This window comes from Nocardiopsis alba, assembly GCF_000710955.1.
In the GTDB taxonomy this organism is placed as follows: domain Bacteria; phylum Actinomycetota; class Actinomycetes; order Streptosporangiales; family Streptosporangiaceae; genus Nocardiopsis; species Nocardiopsis alba.
In genome coordinates, this window is the sequence record NZ_BAZE01000008.1 from 170,826 (window position 1) to 189,974 (window position 19,149).

Below are 19,149 nucleotides of genomic sequence, written 5' to 3' on the forward strand. Positions count from 1 at the left end.
GTCACCCGGCCTCGTACTCGTCCATGAGCCGGTTCACCCGCGCGGAGAACAGGTCCGGTCCGATCGCGTCGGAGTGGGCCAGGCCCTCCTCGGTGAGACGGAGCGTTCCGGAGTCGATGGAGTCCTCCCCGGGGACCAGCCATCCCCGGGCGTTCAGGGCGGCGAACTCGGTGGGCAGGTCGGCGGCCGGGTGGGAGCCGAACCGCTCCGTGTAGGCGGCCACGTCCAACCCCTCCACCCGCAACAGCGACTGGAGCACGTGGCGGCGGCGACGTTCCTCCTCGTCCAGGTGGAACCCCACCTCGGCCCGGGTGAAGTCCTCGGTGTCCCGGCCGACGTAGTCCTCGATGATCGACCGCACCTTCCCGATCCCCACCGCGTAGTCGAAGGAGTAGTGGGTGCCGCGGGTGTAGGAGCGGGCACCACAGCCCAGACCCACCATGCCGTCGGTCTGACAGGAATGGTCGGGGAGGACCGTCGTCGGTGCGTCCGCCCGACGGAACATCCGCATGGACACCTGCTCGTATCCGCGCTCGCGCAGATGGTCCCGGCCCTGGCGGTACAGGGACAGACGGTGGTCGTCCCAGGCTCGGGCGCGACGACCCAGACCGGTGAGCGGGCGCACGTAGAGCGGGTAGAGGTAGACCTCCTCCGGTCGCCACGACAGCGCCGTGTCCAGCGAGTACCTCCAGGTGTCCGGGGTCTGCCGCTCGATGCCGTAGATGAGGTCCACGTTGAGGTCGGCGCGGGTGTGCTCGCGGATGGCGGCCAGGGCGAGGTCCACCTCCGCGCGCTTCTGCGGACGGCCGGCGGCGTGCGCCTCGGGGTCGAGGAAGCTCTGCACCCCCATGCTGATCCGGGTGACGCCGAGCGACTCCAGGACCCGGAGCCGATCCGGGGTCGCGGTGGCCGGTGAGGTCTCCACGGACATCGGGATCCGCTTCAGGTCCACCCCGAAGGCCGATTCGATGATGGCGTAGGTCCGCGCCAGCTCGTCGGCGGTCAGGTAGGTGGGGGTGCCGCCGCCCAGGGCCGCGCGGGCGAAGGAGGCGCCTTCCGGCAGGCCGGAGACGACGGCCTCGGCCTGCCGCTCCATGGCGTCGAGGTAGGCGGTGACCTGTTCGGCCGGCGGGGTGGAGCGGGTGAACAGGTTGCAGAAGCCGCAGCGCATCTCGCAGAAGGGGATGTGCGCGTACAGCGACAGCGCGCCGACCTCCTCGTCCCGCCACAGGTCGGCCAGGCGCGGCCGTTCCTCGAACGGGCGATAGGCCGTCTTGTGCGGATAGGCGTACACGTACGAGCGGTACGGGGAGTCCGGGCGCACGGGCTCGGTCATCGGGACGACGCTCACGCGTTCTCCTCCTCGTGGACGTGGCCGTGCGGCAGGACGGCGTGCGTGTAGGGGACCGTCCACACGACCTCGTGGCCGATCCGGTGGCCCGTGTGCCCGTCCTCGCCGTAGGCGGTGCCGTGGTCCGAGCACACGATCGCGAAACAGGGGCGGCGGGCGGCCATCGCGGTGAGCAGCGGGGGCAGGTGGCGGTCCACGTACTCCAGGGCGGCGGCGTGGCTCTCCCTGGTGTCACCGGCCTCGCGGGTCGCCCCGGGCAGATGGAACCAGTTGGGCTGGTGCAGGGCGGACACGTTGAGCAGGAGGAAGAGGGGGCGCTCGGCGGGGATCGCCGTGGTGATCGAGACGGCCCGCTCCACCTGGTGCTCGAAGGAACGGGGGTCGGTGACCCCGAAGGACTCCTCCCAATGGCTCTCGGCGAACATGTCGGGCAGCACCGACCCCAGGGCCGAACGGCGGTTGAAGAAGCCGGTACCGCCCACACAGGCCGTGTGATAGCCCTCGGCGGCCAGGCCCGAGGCCAGGTCCGGGGTGTCGAACGTCCAGGTGCCCGGGGCGGTCGAGACGCTGCCGGGGAAGGCGGCGGCGAACAGGCGGGGGTGAGGGCCGGGGGAGGAGGGGGTGGGCAGGAACCCGGCGAGCATGGCCAGGTGGGAGGCGTAGGTGAAGCTCGCGGGGGAGTGCCGCTCCTCCCAACCGCCCTCGGGGAGCAGGCGGGCCAGGTTCGGGATACGGCCGGCGTCGGCGAGTTCGACCGCCACGTCGTACCTCAGGGTGTCCAGGGTGAGCAGCAGGATGTCGTGCGTGCCCACCACGGTGTTCATGTCCGGTGTGGCTCCGGGCCGGACGGCCCCGGTCGTGCTGGTGTTCAACGAGGTTCCAGTGTGGGTGAGGACGGATATCGGGACTCGGGGGACGGGGTTCGGCGGGGCGGTACGGGGAAACGACCGGTCGCCAGGGCGTGCAGCTGTTCCGCGTGGGTGCTCCGCCCCTCGTGCAGGACCCCGGGGAGAAGGTCGCCGAAGGCGTTGACCTCGCAGATCGTGAACCGACGACGGTCGGGTGAGATCAACAGGTCCACCCCGGCGTGCAGAGTGGAACCGAAGACCGCGGCGGCCCGTTCGGCGACGGACATCGCCTCGCCCCAGGAACCGGGGCCCATGCTCGAGCGCAGCGCCTCCAGGTCCCCTCGGGCGTTGCCCAGGTGCAGGTTCGTCAACGGAGAACGGGACGAGCGCACCACCACGTGGGTGGCACGACCCGCCACGACCAGGACCCGGAGGTCCACCACGCGACCATCGAGGGAGGCCTTGGGCGACCAGCGTTCCACGTGCGGGCCCTCGGCGGCCAGCGCGTCCACCACCGCCGCGACCTCGGCCTCGTCGGTGTAGGTGCGCAGGCGCAGGGAGTTGTACAGCTCCGCCCGACCGTCCTCGGAACGGCGCAGAGCGGCGGAGGTGACGGCCCTGACCCGGCCCCCCGAGGCCGTCGACAACGCGATCACCCCGGACGCGGACGAGCCGTGCGCCGGTTTGACGAACACCCGGGGCATCCGGTGCTCGGCCATGAGGGAGCGCAGGTGCCCGTATCCGGTGATCGGTCCGGGCAGGGCCGGCGGCACCGGGTTTCCCGCCGCCTCCAGCCGGGCGTGGCAGCGGCGCTTGTCGCACATGTCCACCAGGTCGGCCGGGTCCTGGAGCAGGTGGGCGTCGGGGGTGGACGCCACCACCGTGGACAGCCGTTCCAGGGCGCGCACGAACCCCCGGTGCTGCTCGGCCGCCCCCTCCACCCGGTAAAGGTCCGGATCGTGGGGGAGCCCGCGTAACAGTCGCGCGGTGGCGGTGTCCTCGCCGGCCGAGTCGACCCGCACCAGGGCGCTCTCGGGCAGGCGCACGGTCGCGGAGGGGTCGGCCAGCTCGTGCCAGGGGAGCACGGCCGGTTCCGGTAGACCGAGTCCCCGGGCCGCCTCGGCGAACAGGGCGCGCCGCCGACTGCCCGGCACGCACACCACCACCAGGGGACGGTCGATCGACGGTAGGGGCACGGTCACTCGCCCACGGACGGGTAGTAGGTGAAGAGGTCGTCCTCGTCGCCGCGGACCTCCCGCCGATCGGAGAGGTCGACCCGTACGCCCGTCTCGGCGAACGCGGCGCGCACCCGCTCGGTCTCCTCCTCCGACAGGTAGTGGTGGTGCAGGTCCAGGCTCTCCAGATGGGCCAGGAGCGGCACCGAGGCGATCAGGTGCTCGACGTCCTTCTCGCGCAGGGAGCCCAGGGAGAGGTCCACGGAGGTGAGCCGGGCCAGGAGCGGCGACGCGGTCAGACGGCGCGCCCAGTCACCGGTGTCCTGCGCGTTGCGCAGGCCCAGGTGGCGCAGGTCGGGGAAGGCCTCGCCGGACAGGATCGGCGCCAGGTCCTCGGGAACGACGTCGTATCCGTAGTGCTCCACGCCCAGCCACAGCTCCAGCCGTTCCAACGGGAGCGGGGCCGACGAGACGATCTCGCGCACGACCCGTCCGGGCAGACCGCCGCTCTGCACGGTCAGGGAGCGCAGAGAGGGGTGCGCGGGGACGTGCAACGCCAGTACGTCGGGGTCGACGTAGGTGTCGCCCACCCCGCGGACGGCCAGTTCCTCCAGAGCCGGATAGGCGACCAGGAGCGGGGCCAGGTCGGACTGCTGGAGCCACGAGATCTCGCTCATCTCGAAGGTGATGTCGCCGAGGAACAGGGAACGCAGCGCGGGGAACGCGGCGGCGTGCTCGATGAGGGCGTCGCGCGCCCCGGCGGAGGAGAGGTCGTTGCCGCCCTCGATCCCCCAGTCGCCGATCACCAGGGCGGTGACCTTCGAGGTGTCCACCTCCTGGACGAACCGGTCCACCGTGCCGAGGAACCCCTCCTCGCCGTACATGGAATGCAGCCGCCAGACGACCGAGGACGGCGTGGGCCGGTCCTCCTCGTCCTCGAGGAAGTCGACCACGGGAAGTCCCGCGTACTCGGTGAGGCGCTCGCCGATCATGGACGCTCCTTCGTCGGGGAGGGGAGAGGGGTGCGGTCGGAACGCGGCGCGCTCACTCGCCCACGGCCGGGTAGTAGAGGTCCTCGCCGGAGAAATGGGAGGGCTCGCGCTCCTCGCTCAGGTCGACCTCCACTCCGGAGGCGGTCAGCGCCTCGCGGAGCCGGTCGCGCGTCTCCTCCGGGAGGTAGTGGTGGTGCAGGTCGATCCGGCGCAGAGCGTGGAAGGCGGGCGTCTCCATCAGGATCCGCGCCCCCTCCTCCCGGAGGGTGCCCAAGGACAGATCCAGGGACTCCAGACGGGCCAGGATCGGGGCCGAGGCCAGGACCCTCACCCAGTCGTCGGTGTCCTCCGCGTTGCGCAGGCCCAGGTGGCGCAGGCCGGGGAAGGCCTCGCCGGACAGGAGCGGGGCCAGGTCCTCGGGGACGGCGTCGTAGCCGTAGGTGTCCACCCCCAACCACAACTCCAGGTGCTCCAGTCGAGGCAGGTCGGAGGAGCAGAGCTCCCGGCACGTCCGCCCGCGCAGGCCGCCCGACTCGACGATGAGACGTCGCAGTCCCTCGTGACGGGGGACGTGCAGCCGCAACACGGTGTCCTCGGTCGGCTCCTCGTCCGAAGCCCGGTACTGGGAATCGCCGGTACCGCGCGTGACCAGGGTGTCCAGCTCGGGGTAGGCGGCCAGGAGCGGAGCCACGTCCGTGTGGTTCAGCCAGGACACCTCGCTCTCCTCGAAGGTCACGTCGCCGAGGAAGATCGAGCTCAGGTTCGGGAACGCGTCCCGGTGCCGGATCAGCAGGTCACGGGCCTCCAGGTAGCCGGGCTCGTCCTCCACCGAACCGGTCATGCCCACGACCAGGGCGGTGATGGGCGTGGTGTCCACCGCCTCGAGAAAACGCAGGAAACACGGACCGAACTCCTCCTCCGGTTCGTAGGACTCGACGCGCAGCCGCCAGGCCCACGCGGCCGGATCCTTCGCCGCCTCGATCCACCGATCCCGGTGCTCCTCGTGGGTCAGGCCGGAATCCCCTCGCGGCAGGGAGTACTCGTCGAGCCCTTCGGCGGGGAAGTCCACCACCGGCAGGCCGGCGAACTCGGTCAGGTTCTGGTTGATGGTCATGCGCTCTCCTGGGTGTGCCGCGGATGTTCCATGTCTAGCGCCTCGCGGGGACAAACCCGGCACACCGTGCCGTCGCGGCCACCACCTCCTTCTCCGAGGCCGGGGGAGGGGGAGAACCGCGCGGGGCCCCGGCGCTTCGACAGGACAACACCGCCGCCCGGTGTGAGAGTTATGGCATGGCTACACACAGTGAACTGCGCGACTTCTGGGAGCATCGCCTCGAAGGGGACTGGACCGAGAGCGGGGTGGGCTACCGCGCTCTGGGCAGGCCCTTCAACAGCTGGATGTACAAGGTGCGCGAGGAGGTCTTCCTCCGCGAGATCGGTCGTCTCGGGCTCGGCGGGTCCAGTGTCCTGGACGTGGGCAGCGGCACCGGCTTCTACGTGGGGCTGTGGGACCGACTCGGCGCCGGCGAGGTGACCGGCTGCGACATGACCGACGCCGCCGTGGAACGCCTACGGGGACGTTTCCCCCGCCACCGTTTCGTCCGGCAGGACGCCTCGGAACTGGACGCCTTCGGCCGGGCCGACTTCGACGTCGCCTCCTGCATGGACGTGCTCTTCCACATCACCGACGACGACCGCTACGCCTCCGCCTTCGTCCAGCTCGGCCGGGTCGTGCGCCCGGGCGGCACCCTCATCATCTCGGAGAACTGCCTCCAACGCCCCGAACAGCGCGGCGAGCACCAGGTCAACCGGACCCTGGAGACGATCACCGCGGTGGCGGACAAGGCCGGGTTCGACATCGTCCATCGCGTACCGATGCTCATGTTGATGAACGCCCAAGTGGACGCCTCCCTGCCCTGGCGCAAGGTCTGGGGGGCCTTCCTGCGCGCGGTCACGCTCACCGGGCCGACCGGATGGCTGGCCGGAGCGGCGCTCTACCAGGTGGACCGCCGGCTGGTCCGCGGGCGTACGGAGAGCCCCACCACCGAGCTGCTCGTCCTCGAACGTCGCGAGGACGACTGACCTCGAAAGAGAGATCGGCGATACGGGCGATTCGCGGCCGGTGTCCTGCTGTGCGCAGGTATACGGTGGGACGGAACCTGTGTCGGGTCGCCGTCATGGGCGGTCCGCGGCGGACGTCCTGTTCCGGGAGGCGACCGTATGCTGAGACGCTCGACCGTCATGACCTGGGTCCGGCGAGGACTGCTGGGCCTGCTCGCCACCCAGGTCGCCGTGGTCGCCACCCTCATCGGGATCGATCACTGGCGCAAGAAGGTGCGCCCCCACCGGGCCGGTTTCCCCCGCACCGAACCCGCGTCGATACCGGTCGGCGACAACACCGCCACGGTCTACACCTACGGCACGGACCTCTTCGAGGACATGCTCGACGCCATTCGAGGGGCGAGGCGCCGCATCCTCTTCGAGTCCTACATCGTCAAGTCCGACGCCGTGGGCCAGGAGTTCAAGGCCGCCCTGATCGAGGCCACCGAACGCGGTGTGGAGGTGTACGTCGTCTACGACGGCTTCGCCAACCTCGTGGTCCCCCGACGCTTCTTCGACTTCCCGCCCTCGGTGCGGGTCCTGCGCTACCCCGCCTTCCGCGTCGGCGTGCTGTTCCTGAACGTGCGCAAATCCGGCCGTGACCACCGCAAGATCCTCACCGTGGACGGTGAGGTGGGGTTCGTCGGAGGCTTCAACATCGGTTCCACCTACGCCATCGAATGGCGCGACACCCACCTCAAGGTGGCCGGGCCCGCGGTGTGGGAGTTGGAGAACGCCTTCATCGATTTCTGGAACACCAACAAGGGCGCCCGCGAACCCGAACTGGAGGGGCTCGGCCAGGCCGAGTGGGACTCCCGCATCCGGGTCCACCGCAACGTGCCCGAACTCCTCATCTATCCGATCCGGGCGATGTTCCTGGAGGCGGTGGATCGGGCCAAAACGCGGGTGATCTTCACCCAGGCCTACTTCATCCCCGATCGGGAGCTGGCCAAGGTCCTCATCGAGGCCGCCGAACGGGGGGTGGACGTCAACGTCCTCGTCCCGGAGAACTCCAACCACGTCGTCGCCGACTGGATGGCCCGGGGCCGCTACGCCGAGCTGCTCCGGGGCGGAGTGCGGCTGTGGCTCTACCAGAACGCCATGGTGCATGCCAAGACCGCCACCGTGGACGGCCGCTGGAGCACCATCGGCACCGCCAACGTCGACCGGCTCAGCCTGACCGGCAACTACGAGATCAACGTGGAACTCTTCGACGAGGACGTCGCCGCGCACCTGGAGCGGGTCTTCACCACCGACCTCACCAACGCCCGGGAGCTGACCGAGGAGGAATGGCGGAGCCGTCCCTTCATGGCCAAGTTCAGCGAGATCGTCCTCATGCCCTGGCGCAACCTCCTCTGACCCCCGAGAACCGGGGGAAGAGGGCTAGGGTGGGTCCCCCGCGCCCCCCGTCGTCCCTGATCACACGACCCGACACGGAGTGCCCTCATGGCGTTCGACCTCGACTTCGACGACCCTTCGCTCAAAGCGGCGCTCACCCTGCACGAGGGACAGGAACGTCAGGGGCCGGGCTCGCGGGCCACCACCGAACTGCTTCTCTCCCTGGCCGCGCCCCTGCCGGAGCGGCCCCGCGTACTGGACCTGGGCAGCGGCACCGGCGCGGCGACCCTGATCCTGGCCGGGATCGAAGGGGCGCACGTGACCGCCGTGGACGTCTATCCGCCCTTCCTCGAACAGCTGAGGACGGCCGCGGAGGCCGCCGGGGTCGCCGACCGCGTCCACGCGCGACACGGATCGATGGACGCCCTGGACGACCTGCCCGACGGTTCCCTCGACCTGATCTGGAGTGAGGGCGCCGCCTACAACATCGGCTTCGGCTCGGCGCTGGCCTCCTGGCGTCGGCTGCTCTCCCCCGAGGGAGTCCTGGTGGTCACCGAATGCGGGTGGCTCACCGACGCCCCCTCGAAGGAGGCCCGAGCGTACTGGGACGCCGCCTACCCGCTGCGCGGCACCGGGGAGAACGTCGAGCAGGCCACCGCGGCCGGCTACACGGTGACCGCCACCTACCTGCTCCCCGACAGCGACTGGGTGGAGGCCTACTACGCACCGTTGGACGCGCGGGCCGCCATGATCGACCCGGAGGACCCGCACGCGATCGCCGCCGCCGAGGACGTCCGCAGGGAGATCCGGCTGTACCGGGAGCACGGCCACGAATACGGCTACGTCGGCTACGTGCTCCGACCCCGCCGTTCCTAGCCCCTCTTCTTGGGCGGGGCCAGGTGGGGGAAGTCGCGCGGGAAGAACACGTCGGGCTTGGCGCGCCTGGGTCGGGGTCCGCCCCAGTGCTGGGGTCCCGGCTGGGGGTCCCTCGTGAGCGCCGACGCGATCGCCGAGGGCGACCCGCCCCTCTGCCGCCCCCGCGATCCGGGGGCCCGCCCCGTCTCCCGTTCGGTCCGGTCGTCCTCGCCCGCCATTCGCCCACTCCCCGTTCGACCATGGTCGCGACCCCTCCGACCTGGTCGGTCGGGTCTCCATGATCGACGTCCGAGGGCTCGAAGCGACGTTCCGACACGACGCGCCGGACGATCTCCTCCCCGAAGACCGCCCACCTTGTCCGCCCCGGTTCACCGGCAGCCGTTCTCCCGTGGGCGGAAAGGGACACGGGGAGAGGGGTGGGCGGGCGGGTTTGTGAGGAGTTGGCCGCCAGTAGGGTGAATTCTGGTGCGGGAAAACGACGAGGGCGCCACCTCCGAACGGAGATGACGCCCCACGGTTCTCACGGCGGCCCCGGCAGGATTCGAACCTGCGGCACCCGCTTTAGGAGAGCGGTGCTCTATCCCCTGAGCTACGGAGCCATGATGATCACCAGAGACGGAGGTTACCCCGTCTCGGGGTCAAGCCTAACCCAGGATGGGCGTGCATGGGGTGCCGATTGGTGTTCGGCGGGTGCCTTGGGGGCACGCTGTGTACGTGGCACAGTACGCTGACCTACGATCGGTTGTCCTGGTGACGGTGTGATGTTGTTCATGTCGCGTGTCGCGATTATGGCAGGTTGAGCGTTACGGTCACTGTGGGTTGATGGATGTGACAGGTGTTGTCGCTCTGACGACCAGGTCTTCCACGGAAGGCGGGCCGGGGTGCCGCCCATCGAGGCGGCCGACGGCCCCGAGAAGCCACCTTCAGCCAGATCTGTCCAGTGTGTCCGCATGTGGACATGTAGTACCTTGCCTTGCGGTCACGAGTAGGTGTTCGAGGAAAATGCAGCCGGAGGATCTTCGTGCCGTTCACTTCTGATTCGGCGCGGCGCAGGTCCCGCGCGCCGGGTACCGGGGCGTTGGGCGCCCTGGGGACGCTTCAGCGGGTCCGGATGACGCAGGCGCTCACACTCGTCCTGTTCACCGCTCTGCTGGTCGTCCCTCTGCCGGAGTCGGGCCTGGAGCCCGCATCCGCGCAGTCGAGCCTGGAGGAACTGCGTAACAACGCCGAGGAGGCGTCCAAGGAGCTGGAGAAGGCGACCGACGAGTACGTCGAGCGCCAGGAGGAGCTGGAGAAGGCCCAGGAGGAACTGGTCGACACCCTTCACGAGCTCCAGCGCATCGAGGTGGACCTCGGTGAGATGCGCGAACCGCTCGCCCAGTTGGCCAGCACCATGTACCAGCAGCCCGAGGCCGGGGTGCTGGGCATCCTCGCGGCGGGCGACCTCGACGAGGACCTTCAGACGCAGTCCTACGCGGCCAAGCTCTCCGAGGACAACCAGGCGCTCATCCAGGACGCCACCGACCTGCGCGAGGAGCAGATCGGCCTGGCCGGCGAAGCCCAGGACCTCCAGACCTTCACCCAGCTCGAACAGGCCGAGCTCGCAGCCAAGGTGGACGACCTGCGCGCCCAGTCCGAGGAGAGCACGAACGCGCTCACCGACGAACTGGAGTCGCGAGGGCTGGACCCGGACACCTTCATGGCCGCGGCCGACTGCGACCCCTCGGCCGCCTCCAAGGCGGACGGCTACCCCAACGGCCTGCTGCCGAAGGAGGCCCTGTGCGAGCTCTACGACGGGCATTCCCTTCGAGCGGACGCCGCCAAGGCCTTCCTCGAACTGAACATGGAGCACGTGGAGCAGTTCGGCGAGAACATCTGCATCACCAGCTCCTACCGTGACCTGCCCAACCAGCACCGTGTGTACGGCGAGGTGCCGCCCGGTTTCGCGGCGGTCCCGGGCACCAGTAACCACGGTCTGGGACAGGCGATCGACCTCGGGTGCGGCATCCAGAACTTCCGCTCCGACAAGTGGAACTGGATGGAGACCAACGGGGGCCGCTACGGCTGGATCCATCCGGCCTGGGCCAAGTCCAACCCGTTCGAACCCTGGCATTGGGAGTTCGAGGGTTAGCGTTACCGAGAACGCGTGAGGGCGGTCCCCGCGGGGACCGCCCTCACGCGTGTGCGGGGTACGTGCGCCTAGGCCGTGGTGGTGATCTCCGGGGTGACCTCGCCGGTGCAGGCGGGGCAGCGGCTGGCCTTCTTGTTGATCTCGGTGAAGCAGAGCGGGCACTCGCGGGTGCTGGCCTCCTCAGCCTTGATCAGCTTCTCCAACAGCTTGCTTGTGGGCAGGACCACGAAGAAGTACAGGATCGCCGCGGTGAGCAGGAAGGAGATCAGGGCATCGATGAAGGCGCCGTAGAGGAAGCGGCTGCCGTTGATCTCGAAGTACAGGTCGCCGAAGGTGGGGACACCCCCGAAGATGCCGAGCAGCGGGGTGATGAACCCTTCGGTGAACGCGGTGATGAGACCGGAGAAAACGGCGCCGATGACGACCGCGACCGCCAACTGCACCAGGTTGCCCTGGAGCAGGAACTTCTTGAAGCCTTCCATGGAAGCTGCCCTACGTGATCGGGATTGTTCTGAGGCGTCCCCTTGGACGCCTGGGACAGCTTTCACCACCTTTGGTCATCGGTCAACCGCGGATGGTGACGGACAGTCGTGAAGTGGTCGCGTGTCCGGCCAGGAGGCGGGCCTCGCCCGGGGTGGCGGCGATGAGGATGAGCGCCCCGCCCTCCCCACCGGAGCCCTCCTCGGGTATCGAGAGCACGGGGCGGTCCTCGACCACCTCGGTCGCCGGCCCCGGGCGCGAGGACGGGCTCGAGAGGTCGTCGCCCCCTCGGGCGGCCAGGACGTCCACCCGGCTGCCGGGGGAGAGCAGTGACACCGCCCCGGGGTCGGAGACCCGGACCGGGACGGCGACCAGGCCGGGACCGTAGGGGAGGGCCGGAGGGTCTCTCAGGCGGGCGTCGGTCAGTACCTCACCGGCCCGCACCGGGGCGTTGGGCGTCAGTCCGGCGGCCCGGCCTCCGGGCCGGAGCGAGCCCTCGGGGAGAAGACGGTCGGGCAGCTCCCGGGTGTCGAGGTCGGTCTCGGTCAGGGGAGCGGAGGCGTCCAGATCGTGGGCGGCGACCAGGACCTCGGTGACGGGCTCGGGAAGGGGACGGAGGACGAGCACGGCGCAGATCGCGGCGAGCGCGGTCAGCAGCGCCGCCACGAGGCGCCGATACCGCTCCAGGAGTCGGAGAAGGCCGCGACGGTGGCGGTAGGGGGTATCGGCCATACCTCCAACGCTAGAACGGCGAAGGGCGGTCGGGGCGGTTGTCCACAGGGTGGATCTCCGGCCGTCGGGTTCCCGGACACACGAAAGCGCCGCCGAGGGGTCTCGGCGGCGCGGCCACGGTCAACGGTGCGGTGGCTCAGCTACCGCTCGCGCCACCACTGCCGGCGGTGGCGGTGGTGGAACCGGTGCTCTTGGTGCTGTTCGAGGAGTCCTTGGCCGCCCCGGAGGCGCTTCCGGAATCGGTGGACCCGGTGGCGGCACCGGACTTGGCGGTGTCGCCGGAGCCGCTGTCCTTGCTCTCGGAGGAGCCGGTCAGCGCCGAGCTGTTCGTGGTGCTCTTGCCGCTGTCGGTGCGGTAGAAGCCCGAACCCTTGAAGACGATCCCCACGGCCGAGTACACCTTGCGCAGGCGCCCCTCGCACTCGGGGCAGACCGTCAGAGAGTCGTCGCTGAAGCTCTGTACGACCTCCATCTGGGCGTCACACTCGGTGCACGCGTACTGATACGTAGGCACTGTTCCAAGTCCTCCTTGCCGGCACTCACGCCCGTTGACTGCTAAATAGTACGCGTTCGCCGACCAGGGCCGCGACAGCCCCTCGTCGACGTCGCGGAACGGAGGAGGGGAGCCGCGTGCCCGACCCCGTCGGGACACGGACGAAGACGTCAACGTTCCAGGTGGTCGGCTTAATCCCCGGTCGCCGTGGCAAGGGCCGGAAGGAGAGGGGTGAAGCGGAGCAGCCCCGCGCCCGGGCTCACCACCGCGTCCATCGGGCGATCGTGCGGTTCGGTGGGCACGGACTCGACGAGGCCCTCGTCGTGGACCAGGGCGAGGGCCGGGGCGTCCGGTCTCTTGTACTCCAGGGCGCGGTCGTACCAGCCGGCGCCCCGTCCCAGACGCATGCCGCGGCGGTCCACCGCCAGGGCCGGACAGATCACCAGGTCGGCCAGGCCGAGCGCCTCGGTGCCGCGGCGGGGGCCGCCGGGTTCGAGCAGGCCGTGTCCGGCGGGGACGAGGCTCTCGGGCCCCTCGTAATCGGCCCAGTCCATCGGACCGTCCGGTCGGAAGATCGGGAGCAACACCCGTGATCCCTCCCTCCACAGATCCTCCACCAGGCCTCGGGTGTCGGGTTCGCCGCCCACGGAGTAGTAGCAGGCGATGGTGCCGCCGAGGGGCGGAGCGGGCAGCCTCAGCAGGACGGAGCGGATCGCGGCCCCCGTGCGAGCGCGCTCCTCGGGGCTCCGCGCCCGGCGTGCGGAGAGGAGACGTTCCCGCAGCGCGCGCTTGTCGGATCGGCTCCGAGCGTTCGACTCACCCATGGGGCCAGTGTGACATCGTGCCGTCGGGGAGGGCGTTCGTCACCCCTTCGGTGAACCCAGGGTGGCGTTTTCGACGCCTTCACCCGAAAGGGCGGGGACTTCTCTCCGCCACGACCGGTGAGCCGCCGCGTGGACCTCGATATCTGCCCTAAAGTGCCTGTCCATGAGCGCCGACATCGACCGAACGCGACCCCTGTCCTCCGAGACCGTCACCAAGGCGGTCGTCCCGGCGGCCGGGCTGGGCACCCGCTTCCTGCCCGCGACCAAGGCCACCCCCAAGGAGATGCTGCCGATCGTGGACAAACCCGCGATCCAGTACGTGGTGGAGGAGGCGGTCGAATCGGGTCTTCACGACGTCCTCATGATCACCGGACGCAGTAAGCGTTCCATCGAGGACCACTTCGATCGGGCCTATGAGCTGGAGGAGGCCCTCGCGGCCAAGGGCGAGGAGGGCAAACTCCGCTCCGTCCGCGAGTCCAGCGACCTGGCCCAGGTCCACTACGTCCGCCAGGGGGAGCCTCGCGGGCTCGGGCACGCGGTCCTGTGCGCGGAGGCGCATGTGGGCGACAACCCCTTCGCGGTGCTCCTCGGCGACGACCTGATCGAGTCGGCGGACCTGCTGCGCCGCATGATCGAGGTCCGCCAGGAGCACGGCGGGAGCGTCGTCGCGCTCATGGAGGTGGAGCCCGAACAGGTCTCCCTCTACGGGTGCGCGGCGGTGGAGCCGACGGAGGAGGACGACGTCGTCACCGTCACCGATCTGGTCGAGAAGCCCTCCCAGGAGGAGGCGCCCAGCCGCTGGGCGATCATCGGCCGTTACATCTGCGACCCCGAGGTCTTCTCCGTTCTGCACCGCACCCCGCCCGGCCGCGGCGGCGAGATCCAGCTGACCGACGCCCTGTTGGAGCTGGCCCGCACCAAGCCCGAGGACGGGGGCGGTGTGCGAGGTGTCCTGTTGCGCGGGCGCCGCTACGACACGGGGAACAAGGCCGACTACATCCGCACGGTGGTGGACTTCGCCTGCCGCCGTCCCGACCTGGCCGAGGAGCTCCTGCCCTGGCTGCGCGAGTTCGTGGACCGTCAGGGTGAAGGGCGCGTCTGACCCGACCGACCGGGTGGGGGAGGGCCGGGTCCGGGCCCTCCCCGGCATGGATGGCCACAATGGGAGGGGAGCGTGTCCCGTGTGACGGAACGCTCCCAGTGAGTCTCACGACCCGGAAGGACCCCATGAAGAGCGTCGAACGGCACGTCTCCGATCTGCTGGAGCTGGTCTCCGTCCCCGAGGCGACGGAGCTCGACCTGCTCCGGGCCCACGGGACGGTGCTGGCCGAACCGGTGGTCTCCACCGTCTCCCTCCCGGGTTTCGACAACTCCTCGATGGACGGCTACGCGGTCCACTCCGCGGACCTGGACGCCGCCACCCCCACCTCCCCGGTCCGACTTCCGGTGGTGGCCGACATCCCGGCCGGCGACCCCTCTCCCGGGGCCATTCGCTCCGGCCTGTGCGCCCGGATCATGACCGGCGCCCCGATGCCCGAGGGCGCCGACGCCGTCGTCCCGGTCGAGTGGACCGACGGCGGGGCGGTCGAGGTCCTGATCGAACGTCCGACCGAGCCCGGGGCGTTCGTACGTCGCAGGGGCGAGGACGTGGAGGAGGGCGCGACGGTCCTGAGCGAGGGCGCCCTGGTCGGAGCGGGTGAGATGGGGGTGCTGGCCGCGGTGGGGCGTCGAACGGTCCCGGTCCGTCCCCGTCCCCGGGTGGTGGTGCTCTCGACCGGGGAGGAGCTGGTCGAACCGGGACACCCCCTCGGCCCGGGCCAGATCTACGAGTCGAACAGCTACATGATCGCGGCCGCGGCCAAGGAGGCCGGCTGTGAGGTGTACCGCCACGGCTTCGTCGGCGACGACCCGGAGAGCGTCCGGGACACGCTGGAGGGGCTGCTCGTCCGAGCCGACCTGGTCGTGACCACCGGTGGGGTCAGCATGGGCGCCTACGACGTGGTCAAGGAGGTGCTGAGCCGGCAGGGGACCGTCGAGTTCACCTCCGTGGCCGTGCAGCCCGGAAAACCACAGGGGTTCGGCGTCATCGGCCCGGACCGGACACCGATCATCACGCTCCCGGGCAACCCGGTCAGCGCCTTCGTCTCCTTCCACCTGTTCGTCCGTCCGGTGATCCAGAGGCTGCGCGGGCTCACCCCCGGACCTCTGCCGAGTGTGAGCGCCCGTCTGACGACCGACGTCACCTCGCCCAAGGGGCGCCGCTCCCACCTCCGGGCCGTGCTCGGCCCGGAGGGCGAGGGCGGACACACGGTCTCTCCGGCGGTCCGGCAGGGGTCGCACCAGCTCTCGGCCCTGGCCGACGCCGACGGTCTGCTGGTCGTCCCCGAGGAGACGACCGAACTCGCCGCCGGGGAGCTCGTCGAGGTCCTGCTCCTGCCCGGGCGCTGAGCCGGGGGAGGTCACGGGCTCCTGCGGGAAGTGGCGTCGCGAAGGAGTACGGTCGTCGTGGGGCGCGTCACCACGCGCCCGCCGCGGCCCGCCGTCCGGTGGGTCGTGCGCTTTGTACGCGAAGACGACGGGTGACCCCGATGACCGACACCCCGCAGCCCGAGGCGCATCCCTCGGGCCTCACGCACATCGACGAGTCCGGCGCCGCGCGCATGGTCGACGTCTCCGGCAAGCAGGTCGGAGCGCGCTCCGCCACGGCCACCGGGCGGGTCCTGCTCGCGGCCGAGGCCGTGGCCGCGCTGCGTGAGGGGGAGGTGCCCAAGGGGGACGCCCTCGCGGTCGCCCGCATCGCCGGGATCCAGGGGGCCAAGCGCACGCCCGACCTCGTTCCCCTGTGCCACCCGATCGCCGTGCACGGGGTCGATGTGGACCTGACGGTCGTGGACGAGGGGGTGGACATCACCGCCACGGTGCGTACCGCCGACCGTACGGGCGTCGAGATGGAGGCGCTCACCTGTGTGATGACGGCGGCGCTCGGACTGGTCGACATGGTCAAGGCGATCGATCCCGAGGCCGAGATCACCCGGGTCCGGGTCGAGGAGAAGGTCGGCGGCAAGAAGGGGCACTGGAGGCGTGGTGCCTGAACCGGCCGGGAGGATACACCGTGTCGCGGTGATCACGGCATCGAATCGTGCGGCGGCCGGGGTCTACCCGGATCGCTCCGGACCGGTCGTCGCGGACCGATTGCGGGCCATGGGGTGTTCCGTGCTGGGTCCCTGGGTGGTGCCGGACGGCCCTCCGGTCGGCGAGGCGCTCGTGCGCGCGTCGGACGAACGAGTGGACGCCGTGCTCACCACCGGGGGCACCGGACTCACCCCGCAGGACCGTACTCCCGAGGAGACCAGAGCTCTGCTGAGCTTCGAGATCCCCGGTGTGGCCGAGGCTCTGCGCTCCGCGGGTCGGGAGAAGGGGGTGCCCACGGCGATCCTCTCGCGTGGGCTCGCCGGGGTCGTGGAACGCGACGGTCACCGCATGATCGTCGTCAATCTCCCCGGGTCCCGGGGCGGTGTGAGCGACGGTATGGACGTGTTGGAACAGGTGCTGGGACACGCCATCGACCAGCTCGGCGGCGGCGATCACCCTCGGGTGAATGAGACCGGAGAATGACCGGAATCACATCCCGGGCATTCCGGTAGTAGAGAATTCCTTGACCTGAGACCGTCTTTCGGTGCTGGAGTGAATGGAGTTTAGAATCAGCCGATTCCTGTGTGGAGGGGGCGACGCCCGCCACCGCACACCTTCGGAGTGGAATACTGGAAGGTGTCACCGACGACGGGAGCAGGGGTGCGCCCAGGTCCGGTGTCGCATCCGCGCAGGGCGGTGCAGAGGGCCTCGGAGGGATGACGTGAATCGCAGACAGAGGTGGCCGGTCACCCTGCGGGAGGGGCCGATCGCGCTTCGTCCGCTGCGACTTCGCGACGCCCCCGAGCTACGGGACACCCGGGCCCGCAACGCCGAGTGGCTGCGTCCTTGGGAGCCGACCTATCCGGAGATGCCGCTGCGCACCACCGGCCTGGCCCCCTATGTCGCGATGATCCAGGCGATCCGTCGCGAGGCCCGACAGGGGTTGTCCATGCCGTGGGCGGTCACCTACGAGGAGCGCTTCGTCGGTCAGCTGACGATCGGTGCCATCGTGTGGGGTTCGGCCAGGTCGGCGCAGGTCGGTTACTGGATCGACAGCGCCCACGCGGGGCGCGGTATCACCCCGACGGCGGTCGCGCTGGCCGTCGATCACTCCTTCTTCCACGTCGGACTCCATCGGATCGAGGCCAACATCCGTCCCGAGAACCGTGCCAGCAGGCGTGTGGTCACCAAACTGGGCTTCCGAGACGAGGGCGTGCGCCGTAGACAGTTGCACATCGACGGGGCCTGGAGAGATCACATCTGCTACGCGCTCACCGCGGAGGAGGTCCCCCAGGGGGTCCTGCGCCGTTGGTACGACGGAACCCCTTCCGGGCCGTCCACAGAGGGTGGTTCCGGCCCTGGTTCCGCTTTGGGGCCACAGGGCCCGAACGGCGGCGGGGAACCACGCGATCCGGCGAGTCCGTACCCGAGGCCGAACTGAACATGACAGCATCACGGGTGCATCCGGAGCTTAAACCTCTCTTTAAGCACAATGCTTCATTACTTTGCGTTGAAATGGTGCTGCTCTATGCAGTCATGCCCTGACCTGGGCTTTCACTCCGGGAGGTGGAACGACCGAAACTGAGGGTCCACAATCTTGCGACACTCCGGGTGGAATGTGGCGCATTTATGGACACGGGGTCGTACCGTGCGGAACATAGACGCATTGACGATGCGGGCAACGCGTGGATATGGCGCACGGGATTCGATCCCGCCCCGACCGGGGGCAGGAACGATGTTCCTCCGGGGAACGTCTCTACTCCCGGAAGCAGGTCCAGCCACGCGCGGCGCGGTGTCGACGAAGTGTCGATCAACGTTCAGTGGCCGTCATCGTGAGGAGGGGTGATGAGCAGCTCTCCTCTGTACCTCGCCATCGTGGTGGTCTGGCTCATAGTCCTCGTCCCGATGCTGTTGCGGAAGGATCCCGTGGACCCGGTCCACGAGGACGGTCGCAGGGAGGACGAGGAACCCGAGGAGCGGGACGAGGTCTCCGATTTCGTCGAGGACGACGAGGACCCGGACCTCACCGAGACCCGGGTGATGAGGCGTTCGGAGATCGACGACGTCGAAGACGACGAGGTCGAGGAGACGGGCCGGGACGAGGTCCCCGTGCTCCCCTCGCCCGTCCCGCGGGCCAGGGTCATCGCCCGTCGTCGCCGTCGCACCAGCGCGCTCACCCTGCTCACCGTCGCCACGATGGTGGCCGTCGCCTTCGGGCTCGGCCCCTGGTGGGTGATGGCTCCGCCGGTCCTGCTGCTCTCAGGGCACCTGGTCCTGCTGCGCGAGGCGGCCAAGGCCGACGCGGAACGTCGCCGGGCCTACCTGGCGGCACGACGGCGGGCCGCCGCGCGAGAGCGGGTGCACCGGGAGCGCGAGGCCCGCGAGGCCGAACGCGAGGCCGAGGTCATCGCCCTCAAGGAGCGACGCAGTCAGGTCTACGACCAGTACGCCGACGCCCGTCTCAGGGCGGCCGGCGACTGAGCCGGTCCGGGCGGGCGAAGGCACGTTCGGACCACCCGGACTTTCCTGCTAATGTTGATCTCGTCTTCGGGGCTGTGGCGCAGTCCGGTAGCGCACCTCGTTCGCATCGAGGGGGTCAGGGGTTCGAATCCCCTCAGCTCCACCGAAGAGAAGAGACCCGCGTGGTCGACGGAGGATCTCCGTCGCGCGCGGGTCT

Annotated in this window: 20 protein-coding genes and 2 tRNA genes; 11 read left to right on the forward strand and 11 right to left on the reverse strand. The window is 69.9% G+C overall.

Annotated features, from left to right (window positions below):
• Position 1: 1 nt before the first annotated feature.
• The 5 genes from TR33_RS16240 to TR33_RS16260 are packed head-to-tail and all read right to left on the reverse strand — an operon-like array spanning position 2 to position 5,480.
• On the reverse strand, positions 2-1,336 hold the full coding sequence (locus TR33_RS16240) for an STM4012 family radical SAM protein (protein ID WP_042284025.1): 1,335 nt from the start codon (positions 1,334-1,336) through the stop codon (positions 2-4).
• 11 nt (positions 1,337-1,347) lie between these two features.
• Positions 1,348-2,175: an STM4013/SEN3800 family hydrolase gene (locus TR33_RS16245; RefSeq protein ID WP_017533287.1), complete on the reverse strand. Its 828-nt coding sequence runs from the start codon at positions 2,173-2,175 to the stop codon at positions 1,348-1,350.
• Positions 2,176-2,219: 44 nt separating this feature from the next.
• Entirely contained in the window at positions 2,220-3,401 is a 1,182-nt protein-coding gene (locus TR33_RS16250; protein WP_042283910.1) for an STM4014 family protein, read from the reverse strand.
• Positions 3,398-4,366, reverse strand: a complete 969-nt coding sequence (locus TR33_RS16255) for an STM4015 family protein (protein WP_042283912.1) — start codon at positions 4,364-4,366, stop codon at positions 3,398-3,400. The genes TR33_RS16250 and TR33_RS16255 overlap by 4 nt, the downstream gene beginning before the upstream one ends.
• Positions 4,367-4,418: 52 nt before the next feature.
• Positions 4,419-5,480 (reverse strand): STM4015 family protein, encoded by a 1,062-nt coding sequence (locus tag TR33_RS16260; protein ID WP_042283915.1) that lies wholly within the window; start codon positions 5,478-5,480, stop codon positions 4,419-4,421.
• Between the two features lie 176 nt (positions 5,481-5,656).
• On the opposite strand from TR33_RS16260, the gene TR33_RS16265 reads away from it, so the two are divergent.
• From TR33_RS16265 to TR33_RS16275, 3 genes are all read left to right on the forward strand, one after another.
• The gene (locus tag TR33_RS16265) at positions 5,657-6,448 is read left to right on the forward strand and encodes a class I SAM-dependent methyltransferase (RefSeq protein ID WP_017533291.1); all 792 of its coding nucleotides are present in this window, start codon (positions 5,657-5,659) and stop codon (positions 6,446-6,448) included.
• 138 nt (positions 6,449-6,586) lie between these two features.
• Positions 6,587-7,825: a phospholipase D-like domain-containing protein gene (locus TR33_RS16270; protein WP_042283916.1), complete on the forward strand. Its 1,239-nt coding sequence runs from the start codon at positions 6,587-6,589 to the stop codon at positions 7,823-7,825.
• Between the two features lie 87 nt (positions 7,826-7,912).
• Positions 7,913-8,680, forward strand: a complete 768-nt coding sequence (locus tag TR33_RS16275; RefSeq protein ID WP_017533292.1) for a class I SAM-dependent methyltransferase — start codon at positions 7,913-7,915, stop codon at positions 8,678-8,680.
• On the opposite strand, the gene TR33_RS16280 is transcribed toward TR33_RS16275, so the two are convergent.
• Both TR33_RS16280 and TR33_RS16285 read right to left on the reverse strand, forming a co-directional pair.
• Positions 8,677-8,898, reverse strand: coding sequence for a hypothetical protein (locus TR33_RS16280; protein WP_017533293.1), 222 nt, complete (start codon positions 8,896-8,898; stop codon positions 8,677-8,679). The genes TR33_RS16275 and TR33_RS16280 overlap by 4 nt on opposite strands.
• Positions 8,899-9,206: 308 nt before the next feature.
• Positions 9,207-9,279 (reverse strand) — tRNA-Arg (locus TR33_RS16285).
• A 422-nt stretch (positions 9,280-9,701) separates the two neighbouring features.
• On the opposite strand from TR33_RS16285, the gene TR33_RS16290 reads away from it, so the two are divergent.
• Positions 9,702-10,811, forward strand: coding sequence for a M15 family metallopeptidase (locus TR33_RS16290; protein WP_042283918.1), 1,110 nt, complete (start codon positions 9,702-9,704; stop codon positions 10,809-10,811).
• A 68-nt stretch (positions 10,812-10,879) separates the two neighbouring features.
• Here the strand turns inward: TR33_RS16290 and TR33_RS16295 are convergent, their stop codons facing one another.
• The 4 genes from TR33_RS16295 to TR33_RS16310 form a co-directional block, all read right to left on the reverse strand.
• Entirely contained in the window at positions 10,880-11,293 is a 414-nt protein-coding gene (locus TR33_RS16295) for an MscL family protein (RefSeq protein ID WP_014911884.1), read from the reverse strand.
• Between the two features lie 82 nt (positions 11,294-11,375).
• Positions 11,376-12,023, reverse strand: coding sequence for an SAF domain-containing protein (locus TR33_RS16300; protein ID WP_042283920.1), 648 nt, complete (start codon positions 12,021-12,023; stop codon positions 11,376-11,378).
• 136 nt (positions 12,024-12,159) lie between these two features.
• Positions 12,160-12,537: an FmdB family zinc ribbon protein gene (locus TR33_RS16305; protein WP_014910673.1), complete on the reverse strand. Its 378-nt coding sequence runs from the start codon at positions 12,535-12,537 to the stop codon at positions 12,160-12,162.
• Between the two features lie 170 nt (positions 12,538-12,707).
• Complete coding sequence (locus tag TR33_RS16310) at positions 12,708-13,340, reverse strand: 5-formyltetrahydrofolate cyclo-ligase (RefSeq protein WP_017533295.1); 633 nt, start codon at positions 13,338-13,340, stop codon at positions 12,708-12,710.
• Positions 13,341-13,503: 163 nt separating this feature from the next.
• Between TR33_RS16310 and galU the strand changes: the two genes are divergently transcribed.
• The 7 genes from galU (at position 13,504) to TR33_RS16345 (ending at position 19,095) form a co-directional block, all read left to right on the forward strand.
• A complete protein-coding gene (gene galU, locus TR33_RS16315) occupies positions 13,504-14,442 on the forward strand; it encodes a UTP--glucose-1-phosphate uridylyltransferase GalU (protein WP_017533296.1) in 939 nt (312 codons plus the stop codon).
• A gap of 125 nt (positions 14,443-14,567) precedes the next feature.
• Entirely contained in the window at positions 14,568-15,788 is a 1,221-nt protein-coding gene (gene glp / locus TR33_RS16320; protein ID WP_017533297.1) for a molybdotransferase-like divisome protein Glp, read from the forward strand.
• Positions 15,789-15,928: 140 nt separating this feature from the next.
• Complete coding sequence (moaC, locus tag TR33_RS16325; protein WP_026124763.1) at positions 15,929-16,432, forward strand: cyclic pyranopterin monophosphate synthase MoaC; 504 nt, start codon at positions 15,929-15,931, stop codon at positions 16,430-16,432.
• Positions 16,433-16,460: 28 nt separating this feature from the next.
• The gene (locus TR33_RS16330) at positions 16,461-16,955 is read left to right on the forward strand and encodes a MogA/MoaB family molybdenum cofactor biosynthesis protein (RefSeq protein ID WP_014909347.1); all 495 of its coding nucleotides are present in this window, start codon (positions 16,461-16,463) and stop codon (positions 16,953-16,955) included.
• 238 nt (positions 16,956-17,193) lie between these two features.
• Complete coding sequence (locus tag TR33_RS16335; RefSeq protein ID WP_014908406.1) at positions 17,194-17,913, forward strand: GNAT family N-acetyltransferase; 720 nt, start codon at positions 17,194-17,196, stop codon at positions 17,911-17,913.
• A 404-nt stretch (positions 17,914-18,317) separates the two neighbouring features.
• The gene (gene sepX / locus TR33_RS16340; protein WP_042283922.1) at positions 18,318-18,953 is read left to right on the forward strand and encodes a divisome protein SepX/GlpR; all 636 of its coding nucleotides are present in this window, start codon (positions 18,318-18,320) and stop codon (positions 18,951-18,953) included.
• Between the two features lie 68 nt (positions 18,954-19,021).
• A tRNA-Ala gene (locus TR33_RS16345) sits at positions 19,022-19,095 on the forward strand.
• Positions 19,096-19,149 lie beyond the last annotated feature (54 nt).

Coding starts and splice junctions, on each gene's coding strand:
- TR33_RS16255 (WP_042283912.1), bottom strand. CDS start 4,366: ATGATCGGCGAGCGCCTCACCGAGTACGCGGGACTTCCCGTGGTCGAC.
- glp (WP_017533297.1), top strand. CDS start 14,568: ATGAAGAGCGTCGAACGGCACGTCTCCGATCTGCTGGAGCTGGTCTCC.
- TR33_RS16275 (WP_017533292.1), top strand. CDS start 7,913: ATGGCGTTCGACCTCGACTTCGACGACCCTTCGCTCAAAGCGGCGCTC.
- galU (WP_017533296.1), top strand. CDS start 13,504: ATGAGCGCCGACATCGACCGAACGCGACCCCTGTCCTCCGAGACCGTC.
- TR33_RS16265 (WP_017533291.1), top strand. CDS start 5,657: ATGGCTACACACAGTGAACTGCGCGACTTCTGGGAGCATCGCCTCGAA.
- sepX (WP_042283922.1), top strand. CDS start 18,318: ATGAGCAGCTCTCCTCTGTACCTCGCCATCGTGGTGGTCTGGCTCATA.
- moaC (WP_026124763.1), top strand. CDS start 15,929: ATGACCGACACCCCGCAGCCCGAGGCGCATCCCTCGGGCCTCACGCAC.
- TR33_RS16270 (WP_042283916.1), top strand. CDS start 6,587: ATGCTGAGACGCTCGACCGTCATGACCTGGGTCCGGCGAGGACTGCTG.
- TR33_RS16260 (WP_042283915.1), bottom strand. CDS start 5,480: ATGACCATCAACCAGAACCTGACCGAGTTCGCCGGCCTGCCGGTGGTG.
- TR33_RS16310 (WP_017533295.1), bottom strand. CDS start 13,340: ATGGGTGAGTCGAACGCTCGGAGCCGATCCGACAAGCGCGCGCTGCGG.
- TR33_RS16300 (WP_042283920.1), bottom strand. CDS start 12,023: ATGGCCGATACCCCCTACCGCCACCGTCGCGGCCTTCTCCGACTCCTG.
- TR33_RS16295 (WP_014911884.1), bottom strand. CDS start 11,293: ATGGAAGGCTTCAAGAAGTTCCTGCTCCAGGGCAACCTGGTGCAGTTG.
- TR33_RS16240 (WP_042284025.1), bottom strand. CDS start 1,336: ATGACCGAGCCCGTGCGCCCGGACTCCCCGTACCGCTCGTACGTGTAC.
- TR33_RS16280 (WP_017533293.1), bottom strand. CDS start 8,898: ATGGCGGGCGAGGACGACCGGACCGAACGGGAGACGGGGCGGGCCCCC.
- TR33_RS16245 (WP_017533287.1), bottom strand. CDS start 2,175: ATGAACACCGTGGTGGGCACGCACGACATCCTGCTGCTCACCCTGGAC.